This is a genomic window from Skermanella sp. TT6, assembly GCF_016653635.2.
GTDB classification, from domain to species: domain Bacteria; phylum Pseudomonadota; class Alphaproteobacteria; order Azospirillales; family Azospirillaceae; genus Skermanella; species Skermanella cutis.
This window is the reverse complement of record NZ_CP067420.1, coordinates 1,989,120-2,012,271: the sequence shown is the minus strand read 5'-3', so window position 1 is coordinate 2,012,271 and position 23,152 is coordinate 1,989,120. Positions and strand designations below refer to the sequence as shown.

Here is a 23,152-nt window from a genome sequence, read left to right as displayed (position 1 = left end):
AACTTGCGGCCGCCCATCAAAATGTCACTCACGACGTCGAGTTCCCGGGCCCTTTCCCCGCAATCCCCCGCCTCCCACGGCCATGGCGCCGCCCGGCCGGTCCGCGTCCAGCCGGCGGCCCCGGCGTTTTCGCCCGGCACGACGCTCGGCATCATCGTGACCGTCGTCGCGGCGCTCTATTTCGGCAGGGACATCCTGATGCCGGTGGCACTGGCGGTCCTGCTCAGCTTCGCGCTGGCGCCGATCGTGATCCGGCTGCGCCGGTGGGGATTGGGCCGGGTTCCCTCGGTGATCCTGGTGGTCGTGCTGATGTTCATGGCCATAGTGGGATTCGGCACATTGGTCGCGAGCCAGCTGGTCGATCTGGCGCGAAACCTGCCGAACTACGAGCAGAACATCCGGGCCAAGATCCAGAGCGTGCGCGGCGCCACCGAGGGAGGCGGAGGCGGCGTGATCGACCAAGCCTCGGAAATGCTGCGCGAGCTCAGCAGGGAGCTGGAGCAGGCGACCACCCCCAGCCCGGAAGCGGTCGCCCGCCAGGCCGCGGAGAGCGGACAGCTCGACGTGCTGCGCCCGATCCCGGTGGAGATCCACGAACCGCGCCCGTCTCCCTGGAACGAGATCCAGACCTTCCTGGGGCCGCTGGTGGCCCCGATCGGCACGGCCGGCATCGTCCTGGTGTTCGTGATCTTCATGCTGCTTCAACGGGAGGATCTGAGGGACCGGCTGATCCGGCTGGTCGGGGCGAACGACCTGCACCGGACGACGGAGGCGATGGACGAGGCCGGGGCCAGGGTGAGCCGCTATCTGCTGATGCAGCTGATCATCAACGTCACCTACGGCATCCCGGTCGCGATCGGCCTCTATTTCATCGGAGTGCCGAACCCGATCCTGTGGGGCGTGCTGGCGACGGTGCTGCGCTTCATCCCCTATGTCGGCCCGGTCGTGTCCGCCTTCTTCCCAATCGTGCTGTCGTTCGCCGTCTCGCCCGGCTGGACCGACCCGCTGCTGACCATCGGTCTGTTCCTGAGCCTGGAGCTGTTCAGCAACAACGTCCTGGAACCCTGGCTCTACGGCAGCAGCACCGGCCTGTCGCCGCTCGCGGTGATCGCGGCGGCCGTGGTCTGGATCACCCTGTGGGGGCCGGTCGGAGTTCTGCTCGCGACGCCGCTGACGGTCTGCCTCGTCGTCATCGGCCGCCACGTGCCGCAACTGCAGTTCCTCCACGTGATGTTCGGCAACGATCCCGTCCTTCCGGTCGAGGCGAGGTTCTACCAGCGATTGCTCGCCCGGGACCCGGCGGAAGCGGCGGAGCTGGCGGAGGAGGCTGCCGAGGAACGCCCGCTCTCGGTCCTGTACGATGAGCTGGTCCTGCCCGCGCTTCATCTCGCGGAGGCCGACCGCCAGCGCGGCGCCTTTGACACCGCCACCCAGGCAGCGATCGCCGAAGGCATCGACACCGTGGTCGAAAGCCTGGACGATTACGAAGAGCCTGCTTCCCCCGATGGCGACGAAGACAAGCCTCCGCCGGTACCCTCGCGCGTCCTGTGCATCGCCGGCCGCAACGAGCTGGACCGGGCGGCGGCGGTCCTGGCTGCCCATCTGCTGGAACGGGACGGGCTGAAGGCCGAGGCCCTGCCCTGCGAAGCCGTGTCGCTCCGCAACCTCAACAAGCTCGACACCGCGGATGTCCGGCTCATCTGCCTGTCATACCTCAACCCCGAGTCGGTCCAGCATGCCCGGCGGGTGGTGCGCCGCCTGCGCGGCAGGTTGGGCACTTCGGTGCCCATCGTGGTCGGTCTGTGGAGCGGACAGGGCACGCTCCCTCCGCCCGATGCCGAGAGCACCATCGCCGCGGACCGGCTTGAAACCACCCTGTCCGGAACGATCGCCCACATCAGGAAACAGCAAATCTTCGGGAGTACAGAGGGCTGATCCCTTTCGTTACTTGTTGTTGGTAAGGAATTGACCAAACAACCGAAAGTGCAAAGGGGAATTACGTTGGGTGGAGTTCGTCTCATCATAGCCGAGGATCAGTTGCTGGTCGCGCTCGACATGGAGACGATCGTGACCGGCGCCGGCCATGAAGTCTGCGGCATCGCCTCCAATGCCGACGAGGCGCTGACCCTGGTGGCGGAGCACAGGCCCGACCTGGCGCTGCTCGACGTCGAGCTGGGCGGCACCGACGGGCTGGAGGCGGCCCGCCTGATCATGGACCGGTGGCAGGTGCCGACGCTGCTGGTCACCGGTCACGTCACCATGGAGATCGCGCGGGGGGTGGGGGTCGTCGGGCTGGTGCGCAAGCCCTTCACGGAGCGCACCCTGCTGGCCACCATCGACGCCTGCCTGTCATGGCTTGCCGACGGCGTGGTCCAGGAACCGCGTCCGCCGGGTTTCATCGGGCCGGACATCTAGGGCGACCGGAAGGATCGTCTCCGGGCGTCGGGCCCGCAGGCCCGACGCATCGCAGGGAACACGGTTGACGGACGGGTCCGGCCGCGGAAGGGGATCAACCGCTTCGGCCGGACGGCTGCCCTTCGGTGGTGGTGATCTCGCCCGCTTCCATAAGTTGCTTGAGCCGGCGCAGCGCCCGATGCGCATGGAGCTGGGGCTCCTGTCCCGACAGCATGGCGATACCCCGGCCCAGCCGGCCCATCGGCGGCTCGTAGGTGAGTTCGAGGCGCACCTCGGTGCCGCGGCCGGCCGGCGCGTCGGCGAACGCCACCCAGCCAGAGTTATGCACCTGCGCGTCGCCGACGCTGCGCCAGGCGATGCGCTCGTTCTCACGATCGTCATCGACCTCCGCGTCGAAGGCGACCTTGGCTCCGCCCGGCCCGTTTACCACCCAGTGTGAGTGGCGCGGGTCGCGCACGTCGATCCGGTCGATTTCCGTCATGATCCGCGACAGGTTCGTGAAGTCGCGCCAGAACCGGTACAGTTCCTCGCGCGGCTTGGCGATCGTGACCGAATGGCGGATGGTGACCGGTTTCGGCTGGGTGGCCGGCATGTCGCGCAGGTCCGGCAAATGGAGGCGCTCCCTCACCGCCTCGTTGGCGACGCCGCTGGCGAGCAGCCCCGCCCCGGCCGCCGTCAGTGCCGCTCCCGCCCAGCCGCCGCGGCGCAGCCCTTGTACGGCCAGCAGTCCTCCGCCGGCCAGCAAGGCGTAGCGGCCCCAGTTCGCAGCAGCCGTCATAGATCGATCCATGTCTGTTTTCCCTTCTGGTTTGCCGTTGATGACCGCGTCCGGTGTCAGGGAAGACCGCCGATGCCGCCCAGGGTGCCTGCCTTGGTGCCCGTCGAATCCGGATCCTCGTCATGGCCGTAAGGCTTGCCGTCCGCGTCCAGGGTCGGCGAGGCGCCCTTCTCCATCCGGCGCTCCTTGCCCGTGCGCATGGCTTGGTCGGGTTCGGGGTCGAGCCCTCCGACCGAAGCCGATTCGCCCTGCTCGTCGGCAAGGTGGCGGGCATCGCGCTCCATGATCACGTCGGTCCGGCTGCGGATGTCCTGCGGACGCTCGCCCACCGGCTTTTCACGCTGTTCGCGGGCTTCACGGTCATTCATTGCCTTGTCCCTGGCCTGTTGCGATGCCCTGGACAACAGCGCGGATGGCATACCATTGCGCGGTAACGCGCGGTTCCACCCTGGCTTGTCGCGGACTATCCGGGATCGGCATGGAACGTGTATCATCAAGGTGCGGTGATCACGGCACGCGGAGCGACGATCGATGACATCCCGGATTGCCACGAAGGACGCCCCGATGCGGGTCGCCGCCGCCATGGTGACGGCGCTGATCCTGGTCCCGGGTCTTTCCCACGGGGCGGCCATCGCCTCGGAGAAGGCCAACGGCCTGACGCTCGATCCACCCAGCGGCTGGAGACGGTCCCAGGAAGGGGCCAACGTCGTTTACCGGACCGAGACGTGCAGCCTGTCCGTCCTGGCGCCGCGCGCGATGGGCGGCGACCGCCCGGTCCCGTTCTTCCAGCAGACCTGGAATTCGGTGAAAGGCTCCCTGCGGGTTCTGCGCGAGCAGCCGCCCACGCAGATGCGGACGGGCGACGGATCGGTCGGCCGCTACGCATCGGCCGTGGTGGACTCCGGAGTGGACGAGCGCGTCGTCGCCGTGTTCATGGCGAGCGACTCGCGGGACGCCCACTTCATGGTCTTCACGGGAGAGGCGGCGGATTGCGAGCCCCATCTGCCGAGGGCGGAGGCGGCCATGCGGAGCGTCACCCTGGGCCAGCGCGGCGCGGCGCCCTCCCCGCTGTAGCGCAATCGCCAAGCGGGACCCGAACCCGCGCAGCCCGGAGCGGTACCCGATCAGGTTGAACCGCTCCGGTCCTCGCAGCGCACCGTTCCCCTCGCCGCACCGTGTCGCGCCATGGGCGCAACCTGCCGCTCGATGCAGGGCGGAGGCGATGCGGGCGAACGTTTGTAGGTTGTGCCCATGGCGCAACGCATCGGATCAGCTGCCTCGGGCGGACCGACCTGATCGGGAACAGCTCTAGCGGCCGTAGGCTTTCCACCCGCGGCCGGTGCGGCGCCCCTGGTGGCCGGCCGCCACCCGCTGCTTCAGGAGGGGGCGCGGCAGGAAGCGCGGGCCGTAGGCGTCGTGCAGGATCTCCTGCACCTGGAGCGTCAGCCCGTTGGTCACCAGGTCCATCAGTTCGAACGGACCGACGGGATGACCGAGGCCCAGGCGGCACGCCTTGTCGATGTCCTCCGGCGTCGCGACCTCCTCCTCGGCGAGGCGGACCGCCTCGATCAGGAAGGCGTGCAGCACCCGGTTGACCGCGAATCCGGCGACGTCCTTCACCCTGATCGGTTCCTTCGCGGCGGCCCGGCAGATCTCCATAACCCGCTCCACCACCTCCGGCGCCGTCTCGAAGCCGGGGATCACCTCGACAAGCTTCATGCGGCTGACCGGCGAGAAGAAATGGGTGCCGAGGAAGCGGCCCCGACGCCCCGCCGACAGCGCCGCCGCCAGCGTGGAGATCGGGATGGTCGAGGTGTTGCTGGCGAGCAGGCAGTCGGGCACGCAGATCGCGTCCAGCCGGCGGAAGACCTCGGATTTGACCGAGACGTCCTCGAACACCGCCTCGATCACGAACTCGCGGTCGGCATAAGCGGCAAGGTCCGGCGTCGGCAGCAGGCGGTCGAGCGTCGCCTGCTTGTCCTCCGCCTTGTAGAAGCCGCGCGCGGCGCCCTTGTCCAGCACCTCGCCGAGCCGCGCCATCGCGCGCTCGACCGAAGTCGCGTCGCTGTCGTGCAGCCGCACCTCGTTCCCGGCGAGGGCGAAGCTCAGGGCGATCTCCGCGCCCATCATCCCGGCGCCGACGATTCCGATTCTCATGGGCAATTCTTCCAGAAAGATGTGGGGTCGGTCAAAACCAGTCCGGGCGCATGTCGAGCAGCGTCGGATCGAGCGAGAGCAGCACCTCGGCATGGGCCCGGGCGCGCGGCAACTCGTAATGGAAGAAATAGCGGCAGGCCTGGAGCTTGCCCGACCTGAATGCCGCATCGGGATGCTCCCGGACCGCGACGGCCTGCCTCAGCCACATCCAGGCGACGACGGCGTGGCCGACCAGGTCCAGGTACAGCGAGGCATTGGCGAGCGCGCGGTCGGATGGTCCGGCGGCCAGCGTCGAGGTGACCCGTTCGATCAGGTCCCAGGTGCGTGCCAGATCTGCGGCGTGACCGGCGGCCTCCCCGCTCGCGGCCCGGTCGATGGCGGCGCGGATCTCGCGGGCCAGCAGCCTGAAGGCGGCACCGCCCTCCATGGTCACCTTGCGGCCGAGCAGGTCCAGCGCCTGGATGCCGTTGGTGCCCTCGTGGATCGGGTTCAGCCGGTTGTCGCGGTAGAACTGCTCGACCGGGTATTCGCGGGTATAGCCGTAGCCGCCATGGACCTGGATGGCGAGATCGTTGGCTTCCAGGCAATACTGCGCCGGCCAGGCCTTGACCAGCGGCGTCAGGATGTCGAGCAGGAGTCCCGCCTCGCGCCGGGCGCCCTCGTCCGCGGCGGTCCGCCGCTCGTCGACCAGCCGGGCGGCGTAGAGGCAAAGCGCCAGCCCGCCCTCGACATAGGCTTTCTGGGCCAGCAGCATGCGGCGGACATCGGCATGCTCGATGATGGGCCGCTGCGGGGTCGACGGGTCCTTCGCTCCCGCCGGGCGTCCCTGGGGACGGCTGCGGGCATAGTCGAGCGCGTGGAGGTATCCGGTATAGCCCAGCATGACGGCGCCGAGCCCGACCGCGATCCGGGCCTCGTTCATCATATGGAACATGTAGGAGAGGCCCTGGCTCGGCTCGCCGACCAGCCAGGCGACGGCCCCCTCCCCCTCGCCGAAATTCAGCATCGTCGAGGTGGTGCCGCGCCAGCCCATCTTGTGGATCAGGCCGGCCAGCGCCACATCGTTGCGCCGCCCGAGGGAACCGTCGGGCTCGACCAGGAACTTGGGCACCAGGAACAGGGAAATGCCCCTGATCCCCGCCGGCGCGCCGCGGACGCGGCCCAGCACCATGTGGACGATGTTCTCCGACAGGTCGTGGTCGCCGCCGGAGATGAAGATCTTGTTGCCGGTCAGCCGCCAGGTACCGTCGCCGGCGGGCTCCGCCGTGGTCCTTATGTCCGCCAGGGAAGAGCCGGCATGAGGCTCCGTCAGCGCCATGGTGCCGATCCAGCGCCCGGCCAGCATGTTCGGGACGTACCGGGCTTTCTGCTCCTCCGACCCGTGGGCCAGGATCAGGTTGGCGGCCGCCATGGTCAGCATGGGATAGGAGGCGGTCGCCATGTTGGCCGCCTTGAACAGCCCGAAGCCGGCCAGCGCCACCGTATGGGGAAGCTGCATCCCGCCGAGTTCGAAGTCCTGGCCGGCGGCCATCATGCCGGCCTTGGAGAAGGCATCCAGCGCCTCCCGGACTTCCGGAGTCACATGGACCCTGGAACCGTCGAAGCGGGGCTCCTCCAGATCGGATTTGCGGTTGTGAGGGGCGAAGTACCGTTCGGCCAGCCGAAGCGCCGTATCGATGGACGCATCGAAGGTCTCGCGGCTGTGCTCGGCGAAACGGTCGCGTGCGGTCAGGTCCTGGACCCGGAGCACGTCATAGAGCTGGAAATCCAGGTCGCGCCGGTCGATCAGCAAGCTTGGCAGCAGGCTCGGCATCACGCTCCGACAAGGCCAGACCGGCGGAACGCGACCACCGGCCCGGTCCCGAAGGTCGGGGCCAAGCCGGCAGCGACGGAGAGGCCGGAAACCGGCGTCATCTGCGTAACCTCCCTAGAGGGGATTGTTCTTCCTGAATGCCCTGGTGTCCGGGCTTGGCGGGACTGTATATTCAAACAAACGTATGAGTCAATCACGCAGGTGGCGCATCGAAGCGGAAATCCGCGGGATTCCGCCAAAGCGCGGCTCGCTCCCCCAGCCTGTCCCGCAGATCGTCCCGCGCCCTTTCCATGGCGTCGATATCCGTCATCGCCATGGCCTCGTGGCAGTCGGCGCAGAAGTCGGTGGTTTCCTGGATGGAAAACGACATGAGTTCGAGCCTGCACTGCATCAGCCCCAGATGGACGGACAGCAGGTCGACCTGATGGCGGAGCGAGCCGATCCGGGCCTGGAGCACGCCGAGGCCATCGGTTCGCGGACTCCGACGTTCTCCGGACCGCCCGGTGCGTGCGGCGGCTGCCCGCTGGAAATCGATGATCCTGGCTGTCCCCATGATCATGCTCCCTGGACGCCGGTCGTCCGGCTCACCGGAGTTCGACAGCCCGTTCTTTGTCATGATTCCTCCTCGGTGAGCAGGTGAAGGCTTCCGGTCGCGCAAGAAAGCTCGGAGACTGGACTTCGCTTGGAAACCGCTCTTGCCTGATGGGAAGGAGGCTATTCGGTTTTGCGCGAAACGGTAATCGAGCTGAAGGTTAGAATTCGAAGTGTCGCGGTGATCGGGAGTATAAGGCGGTTACATAGAATGTCATACGGGCAGGCCGGGACGTCCGCCGCTGCCCTATGCCGCCTTGCCTAGGGACGGTCGGGCGACCTCGCTCGGGATCATACACCGGCGCACGGCTCTTCCCCGCGCGCGCCGCCCCAAAGGACGGAGTCGGGCCGGTCAGTCGATCTCGGTCAGCGCTCCGCCGAGTGCATCCGCCACTTGATCCATGGCGAAAGGTTTCACCAGATAGCCGAAGGGCTGCGCGACGTCGGCACGCTGCCGCGTAAGCGGGTCGGTCTGGGCGCTCATGAAGATGGAGCGGATGCCGAGACCTCCCCTGATCTCCAAGGCGGCGGCGATACCGTCCGTGCCTCTGGCAAGCCGGATATCCATCAGCACGAGATCGGGTCGAAGCCTCACCGCGGCCTGGACGGCCGCAGGCCCGGTATCGACGACATCGACCACGTCATGCCCGAGTTCGACGACCATGTCCTCGATATGCATGGCGGTGATGGCCTCATCCTCGACTATGAGGACGCGGAGCGTGCGATAAGGCTGCTCCGATCCGCCGACAGGGGAATCCGCGGAGTATACCGCCCGGCACCTGGTAAGGTGGTTGGAACCGGCGCAGCCCAAGCCTTGCATCCATCTTAGCTTTCTTCGCATGTTGCCGATTGGCAGGCTACACTTCCCGCTCGACGCGCATGATGTCACAGCCATACCGAGGAGTACCAGCATGTCGAAGGCGGACAGGGACGGCGAACATCAGTTCCGCCTGCTTGCCGATAACGCCCCGGTCATGATCTGGCGGTCGGACCTGACCAAGGCATGCGATTTCTTCAACCAGCCATGGCTCGAATTCTCCGGCCGGACGATGGAAGAGGAGATCGGATTCGGCTGGGCCGAGGGCGTCCACCCCGAGGATTACGATCGTTGCGTCGAGATCTACACGACCAGTTTCGACAGGCGGGAGTGCTTCACGATGCCGTACCGGCTCCGGCGGTACGACGGCGAGTATCGCTGGCTCCTGGACAACGGGCGCCCATACAACGATTCCGACGGCAATTTCGCCGGCTATTTCGGCTCTTGTATCGACATAACCGACATGAAGCGGGCGCTGGACGACAAGGACGTGCTGCTGCGGGAGGTGCATCACCGGGTCCGCAACAACATGCAGCTCATCTCAAGCCTGCTCGAGATGCAGGCCGGCACCGCACAGGCTCCCGAAGTCAGGAGCAAGCTGCAGGAGACGGCGTGGCGAGTCCGCTCGATCGCGCTGGCGCAGGAACAGCTTCACGAGGCCGGGAACTTCGCGAACGTCGACCTGGGGGACTACATCCGATCCCTGGTCCAGGTCGTCGGAGACATGCAGGAGCGAATCGCCTTCGAGGTCGAAGTCGATCAGATCCCCTTCTCGCTGGACCGGGCGGTCCCGATCGGGTTGATCGTCAACGAACTCCTGACCAACGCGCTGAAGCACGCCTTCCCTGGCGACAGGGCCGGCACCGTCCGGGTAGAGGCGCGCCGGGAACGCGACGGAACCGTCGCCGTCACCATCGCCGATGACGGTGTCGGCCTCCCCGCCGCCGAGTCGCCGGAGCGGGCGCGCAGTCTGGGGTTCCGGCTGGTCAGGCGGCTGGCGATTCAGGCCGGAGCCCACATGTCGGTGGAGAACGCCGGCGGCACCCGCCACCGGATCATCCTGCCCCCGGCATGACGCGAGGCGTGACTGCCCATGCGATCAGGCGATGGACCGCAGCCGAGGTGGAGCGAAGCGGGACCCGGCAGTCAGGCGCGCCGGTGCCCGCCCCGCCCCGGGAGACGGGGCGGACACCGATCGGGAAGCATGAGGAACTACTTGCGTGCGCGGATCGCAGCCAGCCGGTCGGAAAGGGCGGCCGGGGCCGGCGCCTGGCCCGACGCCAGCCGCAGGGCGGCCGCGATGTTCGGATCGTCCTCCTCCGGCTTGGTCGGCTTCAGCAGCTTGGCCTTCGACGCCGCCGCGTCGGCCGACGCCATGTCGCGGGCAGCCGAGTCCTGCATGGCCTTCAGCGCCACGCTCAGCCCGCTGGTGGCGCTCGCCAGCCCGGCGGCCTGCCGGGCGGCCTCGGCGCGCCGCTCGGCGGCATCGCGCTGCTGCTGGGCGCGCGACATGTCCCGCTGGGCGCGGTCGAGATCGCTGCGGGCGCGCTTCAGCTTGGCCCCGGCGTCGGCGTAGGTCTGCTCCAGCATCTGCAGGAAGTCCTGGGCATCCTTGGCCTCGGCCTCCTCGCGCTCGATCTCGGGCGCCATCTCCTCCAGCATGGAGACCAGGGTGTTCAGGCTCTTTTCGAAGGCGGCCTTGCGGCCCGGATCGCTCTCCGCGGCCAACTGCTTCTCGATCTGCTCCGCAGCGGCAAGGCGCTGGCGCGACAGGGAATTGATCGCGTCGGCTTCCTTCTTCTCCCGCTCGTAGCTGGCGCGGGCGTGGGCGACCTGGAGGCCCAGGTCGTCCAGATGCTGCTCCATGGTGCGCAGTTCGGCCTCGGTCGCGGCCTGCGGATCCCAGCGGACCAGCGCCTCGACGCTGGCCTGGACGGCGCGGTCCGTCTTGACACCGACGAGGTTGCGAATGAACGAGATCATCTAGGGCTCCTTGCCAAATTGGTCGATGCAGATTTGGGCATCAGCCTGCCATCGCGCCAGCGTTCAACAGACCGATTCCGATCTGAATTCCCGCGAGCGTCAGTGCCGCCGCGACGTTCCCGCCTTCGATCATGGGCCGCATGTCGCGGAACAGCAGGGTCGCGATGCCGAAAGCGGCGAGTTGGAGAACCAGGGCGATCAGGCCCCAGATCACGATGTCGAGCAGGAACAGGCTGGTGGCCAGCGTGGCGGCCAACGGTATGGCGAACGCGATGATGGTGCCGCCATAGACGATGCCGGCCGCGACGTTGCCGCCGCGGACGAGATGCCGCTCGTTGAACGGGGTGATCGCGGTGTAGCAGGCGACGCCGAGCGCCAGCAGCAGCAGGGTCACCACGAAATGCAGCAGCAGGACGGGCAGGCCCTGGCCAAGGCTGGAGAGGACGGTGCCGAAATCGGTTTCCATGGGGTGTCCGTGCTTCTTTGGTGGCGGGTCGGTTCAGGCGAGCGAGAGCATGGCGGGATTGACGTCGATGCCGGCGTGGATATCCACCCAGGCCCGGCTGCCCTCCTCCACCGCGGATACCATGATGTATTCGGTCGGCGGAGCCGGATCGGCGGCCCCGGTCGGGGCGGCGTAGAGCATGGTGGTGAGCGTCCGGACGGTCATGCCCTTGGCGTCGGTGCCGTTCTCGTACAAGGTGTGCGGTTGGATGCGCGAGGCCCCGGGCGCCCAGGCACGCGGGTAGACCTTCCCGTCCTTGGTCTGGAACTCCGGCCAGCCGATCATGCCTTCGCGCCGGTCCAGCCAGAATCCCCACTCCTCTTCGCTGCCGGGGTGGACCTCGTCCACCAGGGAGAAGAAGCGGCATTCGTCCGGCTGTCCCGCGGTGTTCAGGTGAATCTGGAAAAACCCCGTCTCCTCCGGCAGGTAGAGCCGGTGCAGCGTCGCGGCGCCGTCGCCGACGGTGGAGACCATGGCGACGCTGACCAGCATGTTGGAGCCGGAGACCTCGCTGGGCGCCGTGACCTTGGTCGTCCCGCCGGCCAGGATGAAGGGCGTCGGGTCCATGGTCAGCGTCATGCCCACCCGGAACAGCGACGGCGTGTAGGTTTCGCCGGACAGCTTCTGGCGCAGGATGTTGCCCGCGGTCTTCAGATTGCTCATGGAGCCACTCCCTCCGGAACGGGCGGGCCGCGCGCCCCTCTGCTTGCGCCACAGCCAGACCAGGAAAATCACGCCCCCGCCGACCAGGAGGATCGACACGAAGCCGAACTCGCCGAAGCCGCCGCCCGAACCGCCGGGTGCGTCCGCGGTCTCCGCCAGCGCCACCTCGCGCGGGGTGTCGGGCGGCAGGTATTCGGGATCGCGGGGCTGTCCCTGCTTGCCAGCCAGGGACTGGTCGAGCGAGTTCAACTTCCCCCGCAGGTCCGCGTTGTCGGCGGCGAGGCGGTCGGCCTCGGCCCGCCACTGCTGGTAGCCCGGATCGTTCTGATGATTATGGAAGAAGTCGGCGTAGCCGGGGCGGGTCAGGTTGTCGAGCAGGAACCACAGGAACAAGCCGTCCCAGATCCCGAACCGGGATGCCGACCGGGCCGCGTAGCCGGGCACCGACCAGCCGCGCGCGCCGCTCCAGCCGCCGAAGCCGCCGCCGTATCCGCCCGTCGAGTAGCCACGGCCGAACGATCCGCCATAACCGCCTCCGCCGTAGCTTCCGCCGGAACCCCAGCCCCAGCCGGAGCCGCCGCTGCGGCGCTGCCCGCCGTACTGGGTGCCGTAATCCGGCCTGGGAGCCGTCGGAGCCGCCGCCGGCGGGGGTTGCTGCTGTTCGCGGTAGCGGCTGAGCGCGTCGCCGCCGGACTGGCGCGACATGGCGCGGTCGCCGGCAGACGGCGTACCCGAGCCGAAGATGCCGCCGCCCGAGGTCGACGGCCTCGAATAGCCGCCGCTGGCCGACGGCGTCCTGCTCGACCGGCTGGGTGTCCCGAACGACGGCGTGCGCGAATAGCTGCTGCTGGGACGGGAATAGCCGCCCGACGACCGCGATCCGCCCGACCTCGGCCGAGCCTCGGCATGGTCCGCGCCCAGCGTGACTTCGACGCGGCCGCCCGACGGCCCGCGTTCCACCGCCGGAGCGCCGGTCAGGACCAGCGCGGCGCCGAGCGCCACCACCTTGAGCCATCGCCAAGTCATATGCAGAAGCCGATCCTTCCCTGTATCCCGTGCCGCCGAGGCGCGGCACGGAACCGTAAACACGTCGGGAAGCGTTTTATCCCTTCCGCAGTCCGGGCGGGAAGCCTCTTTATCGGCGACGTTTTCGGATAATGCGGCTCAGCCGTGCCTCGCCAGCTCCAGTCGAGCGACGGACTCCAGGTGAACCTCGTCCGGCCCGTCCGCCAGCCTGAGGGTACGGGCCGAGGCCCAGGCATAAGCCAGATGGTGGTCCTGGCAGACGCCGGCGCCGCCATGGACCTGGATCGCCCGGTCGATGACCGCCAGCGCGACATTGGGCGCCACCACCTTGATCATCGCGATCAGGCCCCGAGCCTCCTTGTTGCCGACGGCATCCATCCGGCGCGCCGCTTCCATCACCAGAAGCCGCGCCTGTTCGATCTCGATTCGGGACCGCGCGATCTCGTGCCGCAGGGCGCCCTGGTGGGCCAACGGCTTGCCGAAGGCGACGCGGGCGTGGGCGCGGGCGCACATGGCTTCCAGCGCCCTCTCGGCTTGGCCGATCAGGCGCATGCAATGGTGGATGCGGCCCGGACCCAGGCGTCCCTGCGCGATCTCGAAGCCCCTGCCTTCGCCCAGCAGGATGTTGGAGGCGGGAACGCGGACATCGGTATAGGTCACTTCGGCATGGCCGTGGGGCGCGTCGTCGTAACCGAACACGGTCAACGGCCGGACCACCTCGACGCCGGGCGTGTCGAACGGCACGAGGATCATCGACTGCTGCCGGTGCTTCGGCGCGGACGGGTCGGTCTTGCCCATCAGGATCGCGATCCTGCAACGCGGGTCGTTGGCCCCCGACGACCACCATTTGCGGCCGTTGACGACGTAATGGTCGCCGTCGCGCTCGATCCGGCATTCGATGTTGGTGGCGTCGGAAGACGCGACGTCCGGTTCGGTCATGGCGAAGCAGGAGCGGATCTCGCCGGCCAGCAGCGGTTTCAGCCAGCGCTCCTTCTGCTCCGGCGTGCCGTAACGGACCAGGACCTCCATGTTGCCGGTGTCCGGCGCGGAACAGTTGAAGATCTCCGGCGCCATGAAGGAACGGCCCATGATCTCGCACAGCGGCGCGTAGTCGCTGTTGGACAGCCCGGCGCCCAGTTCGCTGGCGGGCAGGAACAGGTTCCACAGCCCCTCCTCCCGCGCCTTGGCCTTCAGTTCCTCGACGATCGGCGGGGCCTGCCAGCGATCGGCCTGGGCGGCGTGCTGCTCATGCCATACCGCCTCGTTGGGATAGATGTGCCGGTCCATGAAGGCGAGCAGCCTGTCACGCAGGCCGGAGGCGTCGGAGGCGGTCTGGAGGCTGGCGGACACGGCGTTCTCTCCCTGATCGGAAAATTCATTCAAACGATCGTTTCAATCGGAGACGATAGATCCTTTACAGGCCGTTTGTCCATGGGCATATCGCGCCCCGTCGTCATTGATTGAAGCGAACGTATGAATTAAGATTGAAACGCTGTTTGAATGCGGAACTGGATCATGCGCGGATTGGAGACCAAGGAGATCATCCTGGACACGGCGGAGCGACTGTTCGCGGAGCGGAGCTTCGCCAGCGTGTCCCTGCGGGAGATCACGGCCGCCGCGGGCGTCAATCTGGCCGCGGTCAACTATCATTTCGGCTCCAAGGACGCCTTGCTGCTGGCGGTGTTCAAGCGCCGCGCCGCCGACCTCAACCGGGAGCGCGTGGCCCTGCTGAAGGAAGCGGAGGCGCGGGCCGCCGGCGGGCCGGTACCGCTACGCGAGATCCTGCACGCCCTCCTGTGCCCGCCGATCCGCTGGACCCAGAACCCCAGCGGCGGGCTGTCGGTCTTCATCCAGTTCATGGCACGGGTACGCACCGACGGAACGCCGGAGATGCGCGCCCTGATGGACAAGGATGTCGGGCACCTGCAGCGTTTCGTGGTGCCGCTCGGCCGGGCGATGCCCCATCTGCCGCAGGAGGAGATCTATTGGCGCCTGCACTTCACGCTGGCGCTCATGCACTACACCATCACCGACCTGGGCCGGCTGGAGGCCATCTCCGGCGGCCTGTGCGACCTGGAGGACACCGACGCGCTGATCGAGCGGATGATCGACTTCGCGGTGGCCGGGTTCCAGGGACCGCACGCGTCGGCCAGGGCAGCGGTCTCGGAGACGGCCTCGGCGTCAGGATAGCGTCTTGCGCAGATCGGCCATGGCGTCCAGGTCGGTGCGGTCGAACTTCAGCGGAGTGACGGCCACCGCGCCCCGCTTCAGCGCGGCGACGTCGGTATCCGGGGCCAGTTCGCGGCGCTCGCGCAGGAAGCGCAGCCAATAATAGGCTTTCTCGCGGGTATCCTCCCGCTGTTCGATGCCGATGTTGAGGATGCCGCCCTCGCCTTGGCGGACCGCCTCCATCGCGGTGACCTCGTCCGGCGGGATGTCGGGAAAGTTCACGTTGTAGCAGAGATTGCCCGACCAGCCGCCCGTCGTCAGCGTCCGGATCACCTTCGGCGCCCAGTGGGCGGCGGTCTCCCAGGGCACGGAGTTGCGGGTGCGGTACGACTGGCTCAGCGCGATCCCGCGGATGCCCAGGAACAGGGCGGTCATGGCGCCGGCGACCGTGCCGGAATAGGCCACGTCGTCTCCCAGGTTGGCGCCCGCGTTGATGCCGGACAGCACGAGGTCGGGACGCTGGTCGCCCATCAGGTGCTGCACGCCCATCAGGATGCAATCGGCCGGCGTTCCGTTGACGCTGTAGCGCCGGTGCCCGCGCTCGCGGACCCGGATCGGCTGGTGCAGGCTGATGGAGTTGGCCGTGCCGCTCTGGTCATGTTCCGGCGCCACCACCCAGACTTCATGCGCCAGCGTGGCCGCGGCCTCTTCCAGGATCTCCAGGCCCGGCTCGCCGATGCCGTCGTCGTTGGTCAGAAGCACGCGGTTGAACGGACGGTCCGTCATGTCGGTTTCTCCTTGGGTCCATGGACGGAGCCCGCTCGACAGGCCCCGCCCCATGGCGTAGAATTAGAACAAACGTTTGAGTGAATCCAGAAGCCTCGGCTTGCGGTTCACGAAAGGCGGGGCACCATGCCACGGGCTTCGCTCCAAAGACAGGAACCTGAGGGGAAGCGCATGTTCGACTTGACGGGCAAGGTCGCCCTGATCACCGGCTCCAGCCGGGGGATCGGCCGGTCGATCGCGGAATGCATGGCGCGGGCCGGCGCAAAGGTGGTGATTTCCAGCCGCAAGGCGGACGCCTGCGCCGCCGTGGCCGAGGAACTGGGGCGCGCCGGCTTCGAGGCGATGGCGGTGCCGTGCAACATCTCCCGCAAGGAGGAACTTCGCACCCTCGTCGATACCACGCTGGAAACCTGGGGGCGGATCGACGTGCTGGTCTGCAACGCCGCGACCAACCCGGTCTACGGCCCATCGATCGAGGTCAGCGACGAGGCCTTCGACAAGATCCTGGGCACCAATGTCCGCAGCACCTTCTGGCTGTGCAACATGGTCCTTCCGCAGATGGCGGAGCGGGGGGACGGCGCGGTCGTCCTGCTGTCCAGCATCACCGCCCTGACCGGCAATCCCGTGATCGGCATCTACGGCGTCTCCAAGGCGGCGGAAGCGCAGCTCGCCCGCAATCTCGCGGTCGAATGGGGGCCGCGCGGCATCCGGGTCAACTGCATCGCCCCGGGCCTGGTGAAGACCGACTTCGCGCGGGCCCTGTGGGAGAACCCCGACCTGCTGAAGCGCGTCGAGGAGCGCACGCCCCTGCGACGGATCGGCGATCCGGACGATATCGGCGGTATCGCCACGTTCCTGGCGTCGCGCGCCGCGCGTTTCGTCACGGGACAGGTCATCGTCGCCGACGGCGGCGCCACGATCTCCGACCCGCTCTGACACCCGGAGAAAGCCATGACGACGAAGCCCAATCCCGGAAAGACCGATACCGGCGCGGTGCGCGAGGCGCACCGGTTCGACGAGGGCGCCCTGGTCTCCTACCTGACCGCGACCCTGCCGGGCTTTCGCGGTCCGGCGGCCATCAAGCAGTTCAAGGGCGGCCAGTCGAACCCGACCTTCCTGATCGACACTCCGGACCGGCGCTATGTCCTGCGCAAGAAGCCGCCGGGCACCCTGCTGCCCTCCGCCCACGCGATTGAGCGCGAATACAAGGTGATGGCCGGGCTGAAGAGCGCCGGCTTCCCCGTGGCGACTCCGCACCTGCTGTGCGAGGACACCTCGATCATCGGGACGGCGTTCTACGTGATGGATTTCGTCGAGGGGCGCATATTCTGGGACCCGGCCCTGCCCGGCCTGTCGCCGGACGAGCGCGCCGGCATCTTCGACGCCATGAACGACACGCTGGCCCGGCTCCACACAGTCGACTGGCGCGCGGCGGGCCTGGCGGACTACGGCAAGCCGGACAACTACATCGGCCGCCAGATCGACCGCTGGACGCGCCAGTACCAAGCCGCCCGGACCGAGCCGATGCCTGCCATGGACCGGCTGATCGAGTGGCTTCCGGCGAACCGGCCGCCTGGGGACGAAACGGCGATCGCCCATGGGGATTTCCGGATCGACAACATGATCTTCCATCCGACCGAGCCGCGGGTCCTGGCCGTCCTGGACTGGGAATTGTCCACCCTCGGCCATCCCCTGGCCGATCTCGCCTATAATTGCATGATCTGGCACCTGCCGACCGGGCAGAAGGCCCTGACCGGCTTGGGCGGACTCGATCTGGCAGCGCTCGGACTGCCGACCGAGGACGCGTATGTGGCGGCTTATGCGAGACGGACGGGCCGCGCCGGGATCGACAACTGGCGCTTCTACATGGCCTTCGGCCTGTTCAGGATCGCCGCGATCGCCGAAGGGGTGCGCGCTCGGGCACTCCAGGGCAACGCCAGTTCGGCCGACGCCGACGCGGTCGGCGGCATGGCGCCGCTGCTGGCGGAGCTGGGGTGGCAGCAGGCCCGGCTGGCCTGAGGAACGGCAGATACCGGGCGGTCCGGGTTCTACTCGGCCGCCTTCGCCTTCGCGCGCTTGCGGGCGGATGCGGGGCGCGCCGCGTCCGACGCCTGCTTGGCGGCCTGCTTGGCCTGCCGGCGGGACGCCAGTTCCTGCTCGAGCGCCGGCATCAGGGCCGTCGCGGCTTTCTTCTGAGCCGTCGTGCCGCTCTGCAGCAGGCGCGAGGCATTTCCGTTCAGCGTGGCGAGGGCGCTGTCCGTCATATCGGGAAGCTTGGCAGCAAGATCCACGATGGTGACCTCCCTTGTTCGGGGTCGCCTTCAGGAACCGAACCGGGGCCGGTTCACCTGGAGGGAGACCGGGCCAAAAACAAAACGGGCGGCCGAAGCCGCCCGTCCCGTACCAGTCAGAGGGCCCGGAGGCTTTCCGCCGAGCTCTTGCCGCGACGCGGGTCGCGGACGATCTCGTAGGAAAGCTTCTGGCCTTCCTGGAGATTGCCGAGGCCGGCGCGCTCGACGGCCGAAATGTGGACGAACACGTCCTGGGTGCCATCGTCCGGCTGAATGAAGCCGAAGCCCTTGGTGCTATTGAACCATTTCACGGTGCCAGTGGACATATGTCTCTCCCAAGCTGGCGTTGCCCCGCGCAATATCGCGGATAGGGCATCGAGGTGACTGAGGGTAGACCAGTACCGGCACGAGGGACGGTAGACGTGGAAGACCAGAACAGCATCGACACCCCTAATGTGGGACTCCCCGTCACCATAAGCAAGGCGCGATTTCACCGGAAGCACGAGCCGACGGATTTAATCCCGGCACCGAAATTCGCAAAAGATCGGCAAGAATTAGCGCGCGCTTATCGCCAAAAGAGCCGGGACTGATTCTTCTCGAAAATTGGGGGAATATGTGTTAATCCATAAAGACAATAACCCTAAATAGGCGACAAAAAGGCCTTATTTTTCCACTTTCATCCTGTCGCCTTGAGGTAAGTTGGGATGGTTTCATTTATACCTCTGAGGAACCCAATGCCTCCTGTACAGGTCCTTTTGATCGACCACAACAAGCTGTTCCGCGAAGGCCTGAAGCTCCTTCTGAGCGGGGAGAAGTTCGAAATCTCCGGCGAAGCTCAGAACGTCGCCGAGGGCGTCTCCCTCGTGCAAGGCGGGTTGAGGGTCGAGCTCGTGCTGCTCGACATGACCTGGAACAGCGACACGGAAACCGAAACCCTGCGGACCCTGCGCGACCTGCTGCCGGACGGCCGGATCGTGCTGCTGGCCGCCGACATGGACCCGCAGCGGCTGATCTCGGCCCTTGCCGCGGGTGCCGACGGCTGCCTGATGAAGGATCTGTCGGCCGATGCGCTGATCCAGTCCCTCCGCCTCGTCATGATGGGCGAGAAGGTTTTCCCGACCCATCTGGCGGCCCTGCTGATCAGCGGGCGGATCAACACCAGCACCCTGGACATGCCGAGCGCCCGCAAGGGCCTGTCCCAGCGCGAGGTGCAGATCGTCCGTTGCCTGCTGAACGGCGACAGCAACAAGGTGGTCGCAAACCACCTGAACATCACGGAAGCCACCGTGAAGGTCCACCTGAAGAGCCTGCTGCGCAAGATCAACGCGACCAACCGGACGCAGGCCGCGATCTGGGCGCTCAACAACGGCTTCGCCAACGAGCCGGCCCAGCAGCAGCAACCCACGAGCAAGGCGGGCTGAGCGCTCCTGGCGCCCAGCACCTCCGGTCTCAGTCCTGGCTGATCCGGACCAACTGCTTGCCGCGGTTGGCTCCGGCCAGCATCCCGATGAACGCCCGGGGCGCGGACTCGATCCCTTCGGCCACGTCCTCCTTGTAGGTGACGCGGCCCTCGCTCAGCCATCCGGCCATGGTATGGCGGAATTCCTCTGTCCTGTGGGCGTGGTCGAAGACCAGGAAGCCTTCCATCCGGGCCCTCTTGACCAGAAGCTGCCTCATCCATCTGATGCCGATGTCACGCTTCTCCAACTCGTTGTAGACCGCGATGGTCCCGCAGACGATGACCCGGCCGTGCAGGGCGATGTTGGCCAGGGCCGCGTCGTGGACGACTCCCCCGACATTGTCGAAGTACACGTTCACGCCGTCGGGACAGCAGTCGGCCACCTCCCGCGACAGGGTCTCGAACTCCTTGGTCCCGCCGTCCCGATCCTTGTAGTTGAGCGCCGCGTCGAAGCCGAGCTGGTCGCGGACATAGGCGAGCTTGTCGTCCGACCCGGCGATGCCGACCACCCGGCAGCCGCGGATCTTCGCGATCTGGCCGACCACCTGACCGACGGCGCCCGATGCCGCCGAAACCAGCACGGTCTGTTCCGGCTGCGGCTCGCCCAGGTAGAGCAGTGCGCAGTAGGCGGTCATTCCCGGCATGCCCAGCACGCCCAGATAATAGGAGGCCGGAGCCAAGTTGGGATCGATGCGGGTGATCCGCTCGCCGGGAAGCACCCCGAATTCCTGCCAGCCTGTATTGCCCAGCACCATGTCGCCGGGGCGCCAAGCGGGATGCCGCGACGCGACGACCTGTCCGACCGCTTCGCCGGGCATGACGCCGCCGACCTGCACCGGCTCGGCGTATGACTTCGCGGCGCTCATCCGGCCCCGCATATAGGGGTCGAGCGACAGGAAGCCGTTGCGGATCAGCACCTCGCCGTCGGCCGGATCGGCGAGCGGTACCCGCTCGATCCGGAAATCGCCTTCCACCGGAGCCCGGTTCACCGGCCGCTCCGCCAGCACCACGCGCGTGTTGTTACCCTCGGGCATGTCGCCTCCACTCCCTCGCCGCTTTCTTGAGGCGCTTCTCAAAGAACGCGCTCTTCGTTGATGCAATGCCGCCCCGTACCGGGACCGGAGAGTCCGGCCCGATCGTTCCGGGTGTCGGGGGCGTGATGCGGATGGGACACTAGCGTTTGCATGCCCGATGAACAAGCGTCGCGGCCCCCGCCTCTCGGCGGCTTGCGGATCGTTGACGGATCGCGCCCGGCGGAGAAGAAAAAAAGGCCGCCCGAGGGCGGCCTGAGTCTAGGGAGGAAACGCCCAAAGAGGCGTCGCAGCATCGCTGCTGCACTGCGGAAAATGGTCTCGCCGCGAATTGGTTGCAACAGAAAAAGCCCGGCGCGCATCAGACTTTCCGAATATGCACGTCAAGCCATCGGAACATCACCCTGTCGCCCGCGAGAAAGCGGGGCTCAGAAGTCCCGAAGGGTACCGCTGTCGGCCAGCAACTCGGTCAGCCGGGCCGTCAGGGCACGAGGGCTGACCGGCTTGGCCAGCAGGACGGTCAGCGGGGCACCCAGGTGGACCTCGCCGGCATATCCTGTCACGACCACCGCCGGCAGGTCCGGCCGCCGTTCGCGCAGGCGATCCAGCAGTTCGCGCCCGCCCATGCGCGGCATCGCCAAGTCCGTGACCAGGGCTTCCGCCGGGTCGCGAGCATCCGCCTCCAGAGCTTCGATACCGTCCCGCGCCACGGTGACCCGGTGTCCCTCTCCTTCCAATGCGTCCTGAAACATCAGCGCGATCAAAGCCTCATCCTCGGCCAAAAGCACATGCGCCACGTCGGCTTCACCCCTCGTGCTGAAATCTTTCCGCGTCGACCGGCCGAGCGGATCCGCCGTCGCCGAGCGCCGCCCGCACCCGCTCGGCCAAGTCGGTGCGCCGGTATGGCTTGTTCAGGATATCCATTCCCGACCAGTCCGCTCCCGGTGCGGCCTCCTCATCGGTGTATCCGGTCGTGAGCAGCACCGGGAGGCTGGGAAAACGCTCCCGCACCCGCCGTGCCAGCACCAACCCGTTCATCCCTCCCGGCATGACCAGATCCGTGAACAGCAGATCGATGGAATCCCGGTCGTCCAGCAATTCGATCGCCTGCTCGCCGCTGCGGGCCGAAACCACGCGGTAGCCCAGGCCCCGCAGGTGGGTTTCCGCCACATGGCAGACGTCGTCATTGTCCTCGACCACCAGGATGGTCCTGACCGGACCGGCACCGGACCTGTCTTCCTCGCGCCCGATCCCGCCGACCACCTCCGGCTCGGGAAGGCCCGGGCGCGTGATCTCCACGGGGAAGATCATCCGCACGGCGGTTCCCTCCCCGGGCCGGCTTTCAATCTCCAGCCGCCCGTGGGACTGCTGGACGAAGCCGTGAACCATGGCGAGGCCGAGGCCGGTACCCGGCGATTTCGTCGTGAAGAAGGGCTCGGTCGCACGCCGCGCCACCTCCGGCGGCATGCCCTGGCCATCGTCGGTCACGCACAGCACCACGTAGCTTCCCGGAGGAAGCTGGTGGGCGGCGGCCTTCCCGTTCAACGTCCGGGTCGCGGTCGCGACCGTCACCCTGCCGCCGTCAGGCATCGCATCGCGTGCATTGATCAGCACGTTCAGCAATGCCATTTCCAAATGCACCGGATCCAGCGTGCTGGACGGCAGCCCCGGCTTGAGATCGAGCCGCAGGTCGACCTTGTCGCCGATCGTCCGGACCAGCATTTCGCTGAACTCGACCACCAGCGAATTGAGGTTCACCCGCCGCGGCTCCAGCCGTTGCTTGCGCGCGAAAGTCAACAGCTGCTGGGTCAGCTTCGCCCCCTGCCCGGCCGCCCGGCCGGCCCGGTCGATCGCGCGGTGCAGCACCTCGTCGTTGCCGGCCCGGGACGCGGCGATCTCCAGATTGCCGGAGATGACCTGAAGCAGATTGTTGAAGTCGTGGGCCAGCCCAGCGGTGAGCTGTCCGATCGCCTCCATCTTCTGAGCTTGACGGAACGCCTGCTCCGACGTGCGCCGCCGGGTCACGTCCATCTGGGATGCGAAGAAGTAGAGCAGGTTTCCGTCCTGATCGAAGATCGGGCCGATGAAGAGCGCGTTCCAGAACGGGGTTCCGTCGCGCCGGTAGTTCAGGATGTCCACCGCGACCGCCCGCTGCTCGGTCACCGCGGCGCGGATCTCGTCCACCGCCTCGGGGTCCGTCTGCGGGCCTTGGAGGAAACGGCAGTTCCGCCCCAGTACCTCGCTCTCTTCGTACTGGGTCAGTTCGAGAAAGGCGAGGTTGGAGAAGACGATCGGATTGTCCGGCTGGTTGGGATCGGTCACCAGCATCGGCATTCGCGTCATCTCGACGGCCGCGAAGAACACGCTGCTGCGGTCGTCCAGCCCCGGGCGGGTGATGTAGCTCTCCTGCCAGTGGCGGGCGCCCGCGGTTCCCGTGGGCGAGTAGGCGTTGCCGCGGTCCAGGTCGCCACTGGCGGAGCGGCCGGCGCTCTGGCCGCCGCCCTCCACGTCGAGCGATCTTTCGTCGCCCGTCCTGTTACCTTTCCCACCCACCATGAACCGCCGCCTGTCCTGTACCATGAAACACACCAGAGTCCGTCACGACCTCGAGCCTAGGTCGCTTCGCAGGAGCAAGTGCTGGGGAAAGCCGCGCCTGAACGGGGCCGCG

The 23,152-nt window shown here is 67.3% G+C and carries 24 protein-coding genes; 8 read left to right on the top strand and 16 right to left on the bottom strand.

Going from position 1 to position 23,152, the window contains the following annotated elements; genetic code table 11:
• Window positions 1-21: 21 nt before the first annotated feature.
• Both IGS68_RS09495 and IGS68_RS09490 read left to right on the top strand, forming a co-directional pair.
• Entirely contained in the window at window positions 22-1,935 is a 1,914-nt protein-coding gene (locus IGS68_RS09495; RefSeq protein ID WP_201079292.1) for an AI-2E family transporter, read from the top strand.
• Window positions 1,936-2,001: 66 nt separating this feature from the next.
• Window positions 2,002-2,415 carry a response regulator gene (locus tag IGS68_RS09490; protein WP_201079290.1) on the top strand — a complete coding sequence of 138 codons (414 nt, stop codon included), beginning with the start codon at window positions 2,002-2,004 and terminating at the stop codon, window positions 2,413-2,415.
• Window positions 2,416-2,509: 94 nt separating this feature from the next.
• Here the strand turns inward: IGS68_RS09490 and IGS68_RS09485 are convergent, their stop codons facing one another.
• Complete coding sequence (locus IGS68_RS09485) at window positions 2,510-3,193, bottom strand: SRPBCC family protein (protein WP_201079288.1); 684 nt, start codon at window positions 3,191-3,193, stop codon at window positions 2,510-2,512.
• Window positions 3,194-3,249: 56 nt separating this feature from the next.
• The gene (locus IGS68_RS09480) at window positions 3,250-3,561 is read right to left on the bottom strand and encodes a hypothetical protein (protein ID WP_201079286.1); all 312 of its coding nucleotides are present in this window, start codon (window positions 3,559-3,561) and stop codon (window positions 3,250-3,252) included.
• A 163-nt stretch (window positions 3,562-3,724) separates the two neighbouring features.
• Between IGS68_RS09480 and IGS68_RS09475 the strand changes: the two genes are divergently transcribed.
• Window positions 3,725-4,267: a hypothetical protein gene (locus tag IGS68_RS09475; protein ID WP_201079284.1), complete on the top strand. Its 543-nt coding sequence runs from the start codon at window positions 3,725-3,727 to the stop codon at window positions 4,265-4,267.
• A gap of 234 nt (window positions 4,268-4,501) precedes the next feature.
• On the opposite strand, the gene IGS68_RS09470 is transcribed toward IGS68_RS09475, so the two are convergent.
• The 4 genes from IGS68_RS09470 to IGS68_RS09455 all read right to left on the bottom strand — a co-directional run bounded on the left by IGS68_RS09470 (window position 4,502) and on the right by IGS68_RS09455 (window position 8,433).
• Window positions 4,502-5,350 (bottom strand): 3-hydroxyacyl-CoA dehydrogenase family protein, encoded by an 849-nt coding sequence (locus IGS68_RS09470; protein WP_247881252.1) that lies wholly within the window; start codon window positions 5,348-5,350, stop codon window positions 4,502-4,504.
• 31 nt (window positions 5,351-5,381) lie between these two features.
• On the bottom strand, window positions 5,382-7,163 hold the full coding sequence (locus tag IGS68_RS09465) for an acyl-CoA dehydrogenase (RefSeq protein WP_201079280.1): 1,782 nt from the start codon (window positions 7,161-7,163) through the stop codon (window positions 5,382-5,384).
• Window positions 7,164-7,356: 193 nt separating this feature from the next.
• The gene (locus IGS68_RS09460) at window positions 7,357-7,779 is read right to left on the bottom strand and encodes a hypothetical protein (RefSeq protein ID WP_201079278.1); all 423 of its coding nucleotides are present in this window, start codon (window positions 7,777-7,779) and stop codon (window positions 7,357-7,359) included.
• Between the two features lie 327 nt (window positions 7,780-8,106).
• Complete coding sequence (locus tag IGS68_RS09455) at window positions 8,107-8,433, bottom strand: response regulator (protein WP_201079276.1); 327 nt, start codon at window positions 8,431-8,433, stop codon at window positions 8,107-8,109.
• Window positions 8,434-8,665: 232 nt separating this feature from the next.
• On the opposite strand from IGS68_RS09455, the gene IGS68_RS09450 reads away from it, so the two are divergent.
• Window positions 8,666-9,646 (top strand): sensor histidine kinase, encoded by a 981-nt coding sequence (locus IGS68_RS09450; RefSeq protein WP_201079274.1) that lies wholly within the window; start codon window positions 8,666-8,668, stop codon window positions 9,644-9,646.
• A 137-nt stretch (window positions 9,647-9,783) separates the two neighbouring features.
• Here the strand turns inward: IGS68_RS09450 and IGS68_RS09445 are convergent, their stop codons facing one another.
• The 4 genes from IGS68_RS09445 to IGS68_RS09430 all read right to left on the bottom strand — a co-directional run bounded on the left by IGS68_RS09445 (window position 9,784) and on the right by IGS68_RS09430 (window position 14,098).
• Window positions 9,784-10,554 carry a hypothetical protein gene (locus IGS68_RS09445; RefSeq protein WP_201079272.1) on the bottom strand — a complete coding sequence of 257 codons (771 nt, stop codon included), beginning with the start codon at window positions 10,552-10,554 and terminating at the stop codon, window positions 9,784-9,786.
• 40 nt (window positions 10,555-10,594) lie between these two features.
• Window positions 10,595-11,020 carry a DUF350 domain-containing protein gene (locus tag IGS68_RS09440; RefSeq protein ID WP_201079270.1) on the bottom strand — a complete coding sequence of 142 codons (426 nt, stop codon included), beginning with the start codon at window positions 11,018-11,020 and terminating at the stop codon, window positions 10,595-10,597.
• 33 nt (window positions 11,021-11,053) lie between these two features.
• Window positions 11,054-12,748: a DUF2491 family protein gene (locus tag IGS68_RS09435; RefSeq protein ID WP_247881251.1), complete on the bottom strand. Its 1,695-nt coding sequence runs from the start codon at window positions 12,746-12,748 to the stop codon at window positions 11,054-11,056.
• A 138-nt stretch (window positions 12,749-12,886) separates the two neighbouring features.
• Complete coding sequence (locus IGS68_RS09430; protein ID WP_256445758.1) at window positions 12,887-14,098, bottom strand: acyl-CoA dehydrogenase family protein; 1,212 nt, start codon at window positions 14,096-14,098, stop codon at window positions 12,887-12,889.
• 165 nt (window positions 14,099-14,263) lie between these two features.
• On the opposite strand from IGS68_RS09430, the gene IGS68_RS09425 reads away from it, so the two are divergent.
• The gene (locus IGS68_RS09425) at window positions 14,264-14,938 is read left to right on the top strand and encodes a TetR/AcrR family transcriptional regulator (protein WP_201079268.1); all 675 of its coding nucleotides are present in this window, start codon (window positions 14,264-14,266) and stop codon (window positions 14,936-14,938) included.
• On the opposite strand, the gene surE is transcribed toward IGS68_RS09425, so the two are convergent.
• Entirely contained in the window at window positions 14,930-15,703 is a 774-nt protein-coding gene (gene surE / locus IGS68_RS09420; protein WP_201079266.1) for a 5'/3'-nucleotidase SurE, read from the bottom strand. The genes IGS68_RS09425 and surE overlap by 9 nt on opposite strands.
• A gap of 171 nt (window positions 15,704-15,874) precedes the next feature.
• Here surE and IGS68_RS09415 point away from each other — a divergent pair, with 171 nt between their 5' ends.
• Together IGS68_RS09415 and IGS68_RS09410 are read left to right on the top strand one after the other, a co-directional pair.
• The gene (locus IGS68_RS09415) at window positions 15,875-16,639 is read left to right on the top strand and encodes an SDR family NAD(P)-dependent oxidoreductase (protein ID WP_201079264.1); all 765 of its coding nucleotides are present in this window, start codon (window positions 15,875-15,877) and stop codon (window positions 16,637-16,639) included.
• A 15-nt stretch (window positions 16,640-16,654) separates the two neighbouring features.
• Window positions 16,655-17,722, top strand: coding sequence for a phosphotransferase (locus tag IGS68_RS09410; protein ID WP_201079261.1), 1,068 nt, complete (start codon window positions 16,655-16,657; stop codon window positions 17,720-17,722).
• Window positions 17,723-17,751: 29 nt separating this feature from the next.
• Here the strand turns inward: IGS68_RS09410 and IGS68_RS09405 are convergent, their stop codons facing one another.
• Together IGS68_RS09405 and IGS68_RS09400 are read right to left on the bottom strand one after the other, a co-directional pair.
• Complete coding sequence (locus tag IGS68_RS09405) at window positions 17,752-17,994, bottom strand: hypothetical protein (RefSeq protein WP_201079259.1); 243 nt, start codon at window positions 17,992-17,994, stop codon at window positions 17,752-17,754.
• A 116-nt stretch (window positions 17,995-18,110) separates the two neighbouring features.
• The gene (locus IGS68_RS09400; RefSeq protein WP_158046181.1) at window positions 18,111-18,320 is read right to left on the bottom strand and encodes a cold-shock protein; all 210 of its coding nucleotides are present in this window, start codon (window positions 18,318-18,320) and stop codon (window positions 18,111-18,113) included.
• Between the two features lie 408 nt (window positions 18,321-18,728).
• Here IGS68_RS09400 and IGS68_RS09395 point away from each other — a divergent pair, with 408 nt between their 5' ends.
• Window positions 18,729-19,415 carry a LuxR C-terminal-related transcriptional regulator gene (locus IGS68_RS09395; RefSeq protein WP_201079258.1) on the top strand — a complete coding sequence of 229 codons (687 nt, stop codon included), beginning with the start codon at window positions 18,729-18,731 and terminating at the stop codon, window positions 19,413-19,415.
• A gap of 28 nt (window positions 19,416-19,443) precedes the next feature.
• Here the strand turns inward: IGS68_RS09395 and IGS68_RS09390 are convergent, their stop codons facing one another.
• From IGS68_RS09390 to IGS68_RS09380, 3 genes are all read right to left on the bottom strand, one after another.
• Window positions 19,444-20,487: an NADP-dependent oxidoreductase gene (locus IGS68_RS09390; protein ID WP_201079256.1), complete on the bottom strand. Its 1,044-nt coding sequence runs from the start codon at window positions 20,485-20,487 to the stop codon at window positions 19,444-19,446.
• Between the two features lie 425 nt (window positions 20,488-20,912).
• Entirely contained in the window at window positions 20,913-21,236 is a 324-nt protein-coding gene (locus IGS68_RS09385; protein WP_201079254.1) for a response regulator, read from the bottom strand.
• 52 nt (window positions 21,237-21,288) lie between these two features.
• Window positions 21,289-23,064: a histidine kinase famiy protein gene (locus tag IGS68_RS09380; RefSeq protein WP_201079252.1), complete on the bottom strand. Its 1,776-nt coding sequence runs from the start codon at window positions 23,062-23,064 to the stop codon at window positions 21,289-21,291.
• Between the last annotated feature and the right edge of the window lie 88 nt (window positions 23,065-23,152).

Coding starts and splice junctions, on each gene's coding strand:
- IGS68_RS09445 (WP_201079272.1), bottom strand. CDS start 10,554: ATGATCTCGTTCATTCGCAACCTCGTCGGTGTCAAGACGGACCGCGCC.
- IGS68_RS09410 (WP_201079261.1), top strand. CDS start 16,655: ATGACGACGAAGCCCAATCCCGGAAAGACCGATACCGGCGCGGTGCGC.
- IGS68_RS09425 (WP_201079268.1), top strand. CDS start 14,264: ATGCGCGGATTGGAGACCAAGGAGATCATCCTGGACACGGCGGAGCGA.
- IGS68_RS09460 (WP_201079278.1), bottom strand. CDS start 7,779: ATGACAAAGAACGGGCTGTCGAACTCCGGTGAGCCGGACGACCGGCGT.
- IGS68_RS09395 (WP_201079258.1), top strand. CDS start 18,729: ATGCCTCCTGTACAGGTCCTTTTGATCGACCACAACAAGCTGTTCCGC.
- IGS68_RS09390 (WP_201079256.1), bottom strand. CDS start 20,487: ATGCCCGAGGGTAACAACACGCGCGTGGTGCTGGCGGAGCGGCCGGTG.
- IGS68_RS09455 (WP_201079276.1), bottom strand. CDS start 8,433: ATGCATATCGAGGACATGGTCGTCGAACTCGGGCATGACGTGGTCGAT.
- IGS68_RS09440 (WP_201079270.1), bottom strand. CDS start 11,020: ATGGAAACCGATTTCGGCACCGTCCTCTCCAGCCTTGGCCAGGGCCTG.
- IGS68_RS09480 (WP_201079286.1), bottom strand. CDS start 3,561: ATGAATGACCGTGAAGCCCGCGAACAGCGTGAAAAGCCGGTGGGCGAG.
- IGS68_RS09475 (WP_201079284.1), top strand. CDS start 3,725: ATGACATCCCGGATTGCCACGAAGGACGCCCCGATGCGGGTCGCCGCC.
- IGS68_RS09435 (WP_247881251.1), bottom strand. CDS start 12,748: ATGACTTGGCGATGGCTCAAGGTGGTGGCGCTCGGCGCCGCGCTGGTC.
- surE (WP_201079266.1), bottom strand. CDS start 15,703: ATGACGGACCGTCCGTTCAACCGCGTGCTTCTGACCAACGACGACGGC.
- IGS68_RS09400 (WP_158046181.1), bottom strand. CDS start 18,320: ATGTCCACTGGCACCGTGAAATGGTTCAATAGCACCAAGGGCTTCGGC.
- IGS68_RS09380 (WP_201079252.1), bottom strand. CDS start 23,064: ATGGTACAGGACAGGCGGCGGTTCATGGTGGGTGGGAAAGGTAACAGG.
- IGS68_RS09385 (WP_201079254.1), bottom strand. CDS start 21,236: ATGTTTCAGGACGCATTGGAAGGAGAGGGACACCGGGTCACCGTGGCG.
- IGS68_RS09465 (WP_201079280.1), bottom strand. CDS start 7,163: ATGCCGAGCCTGCTGCCAAGCTTGCTGATCGACCGGCGCGACCTGGAT.
- IGS68_RS09485 (WP_201079288.1), bottom strand. CDS start 3,193: ATGACGGCTGCTGCGAACTGGGGCCGCTACGCCTTGCTGGCCGGCGGA.
- IGS68_RS09470 (WP_247881252.1), bottom strand. CDS start 5,350: ATGAGAATCGGAATCGTCGGCGCCGGGATGATGGGCGCGGAGATCGCC.
- IGS68_RS09495 (WP_201079292.1), top strand. CDS start 22: ATGTCACTCACGACGTCGAGTTCCCGGGCCCTTTCCCCGCAATCCCCC.
- IGS68_RS09450 (WP_201079274.1), top strand. CDS start 8,666: ATGTCGAAGGCGGACAGGGACGGCGAACATCAGTTCCGCCTGCTTGCC.
- IGS68_RS09415 (WP_201079264.1), top strand. CDS start 15,875: ATGTTCGACTTGACGGGCAAGGTCGCCCTGATCACCGGCTCCAGCCGG.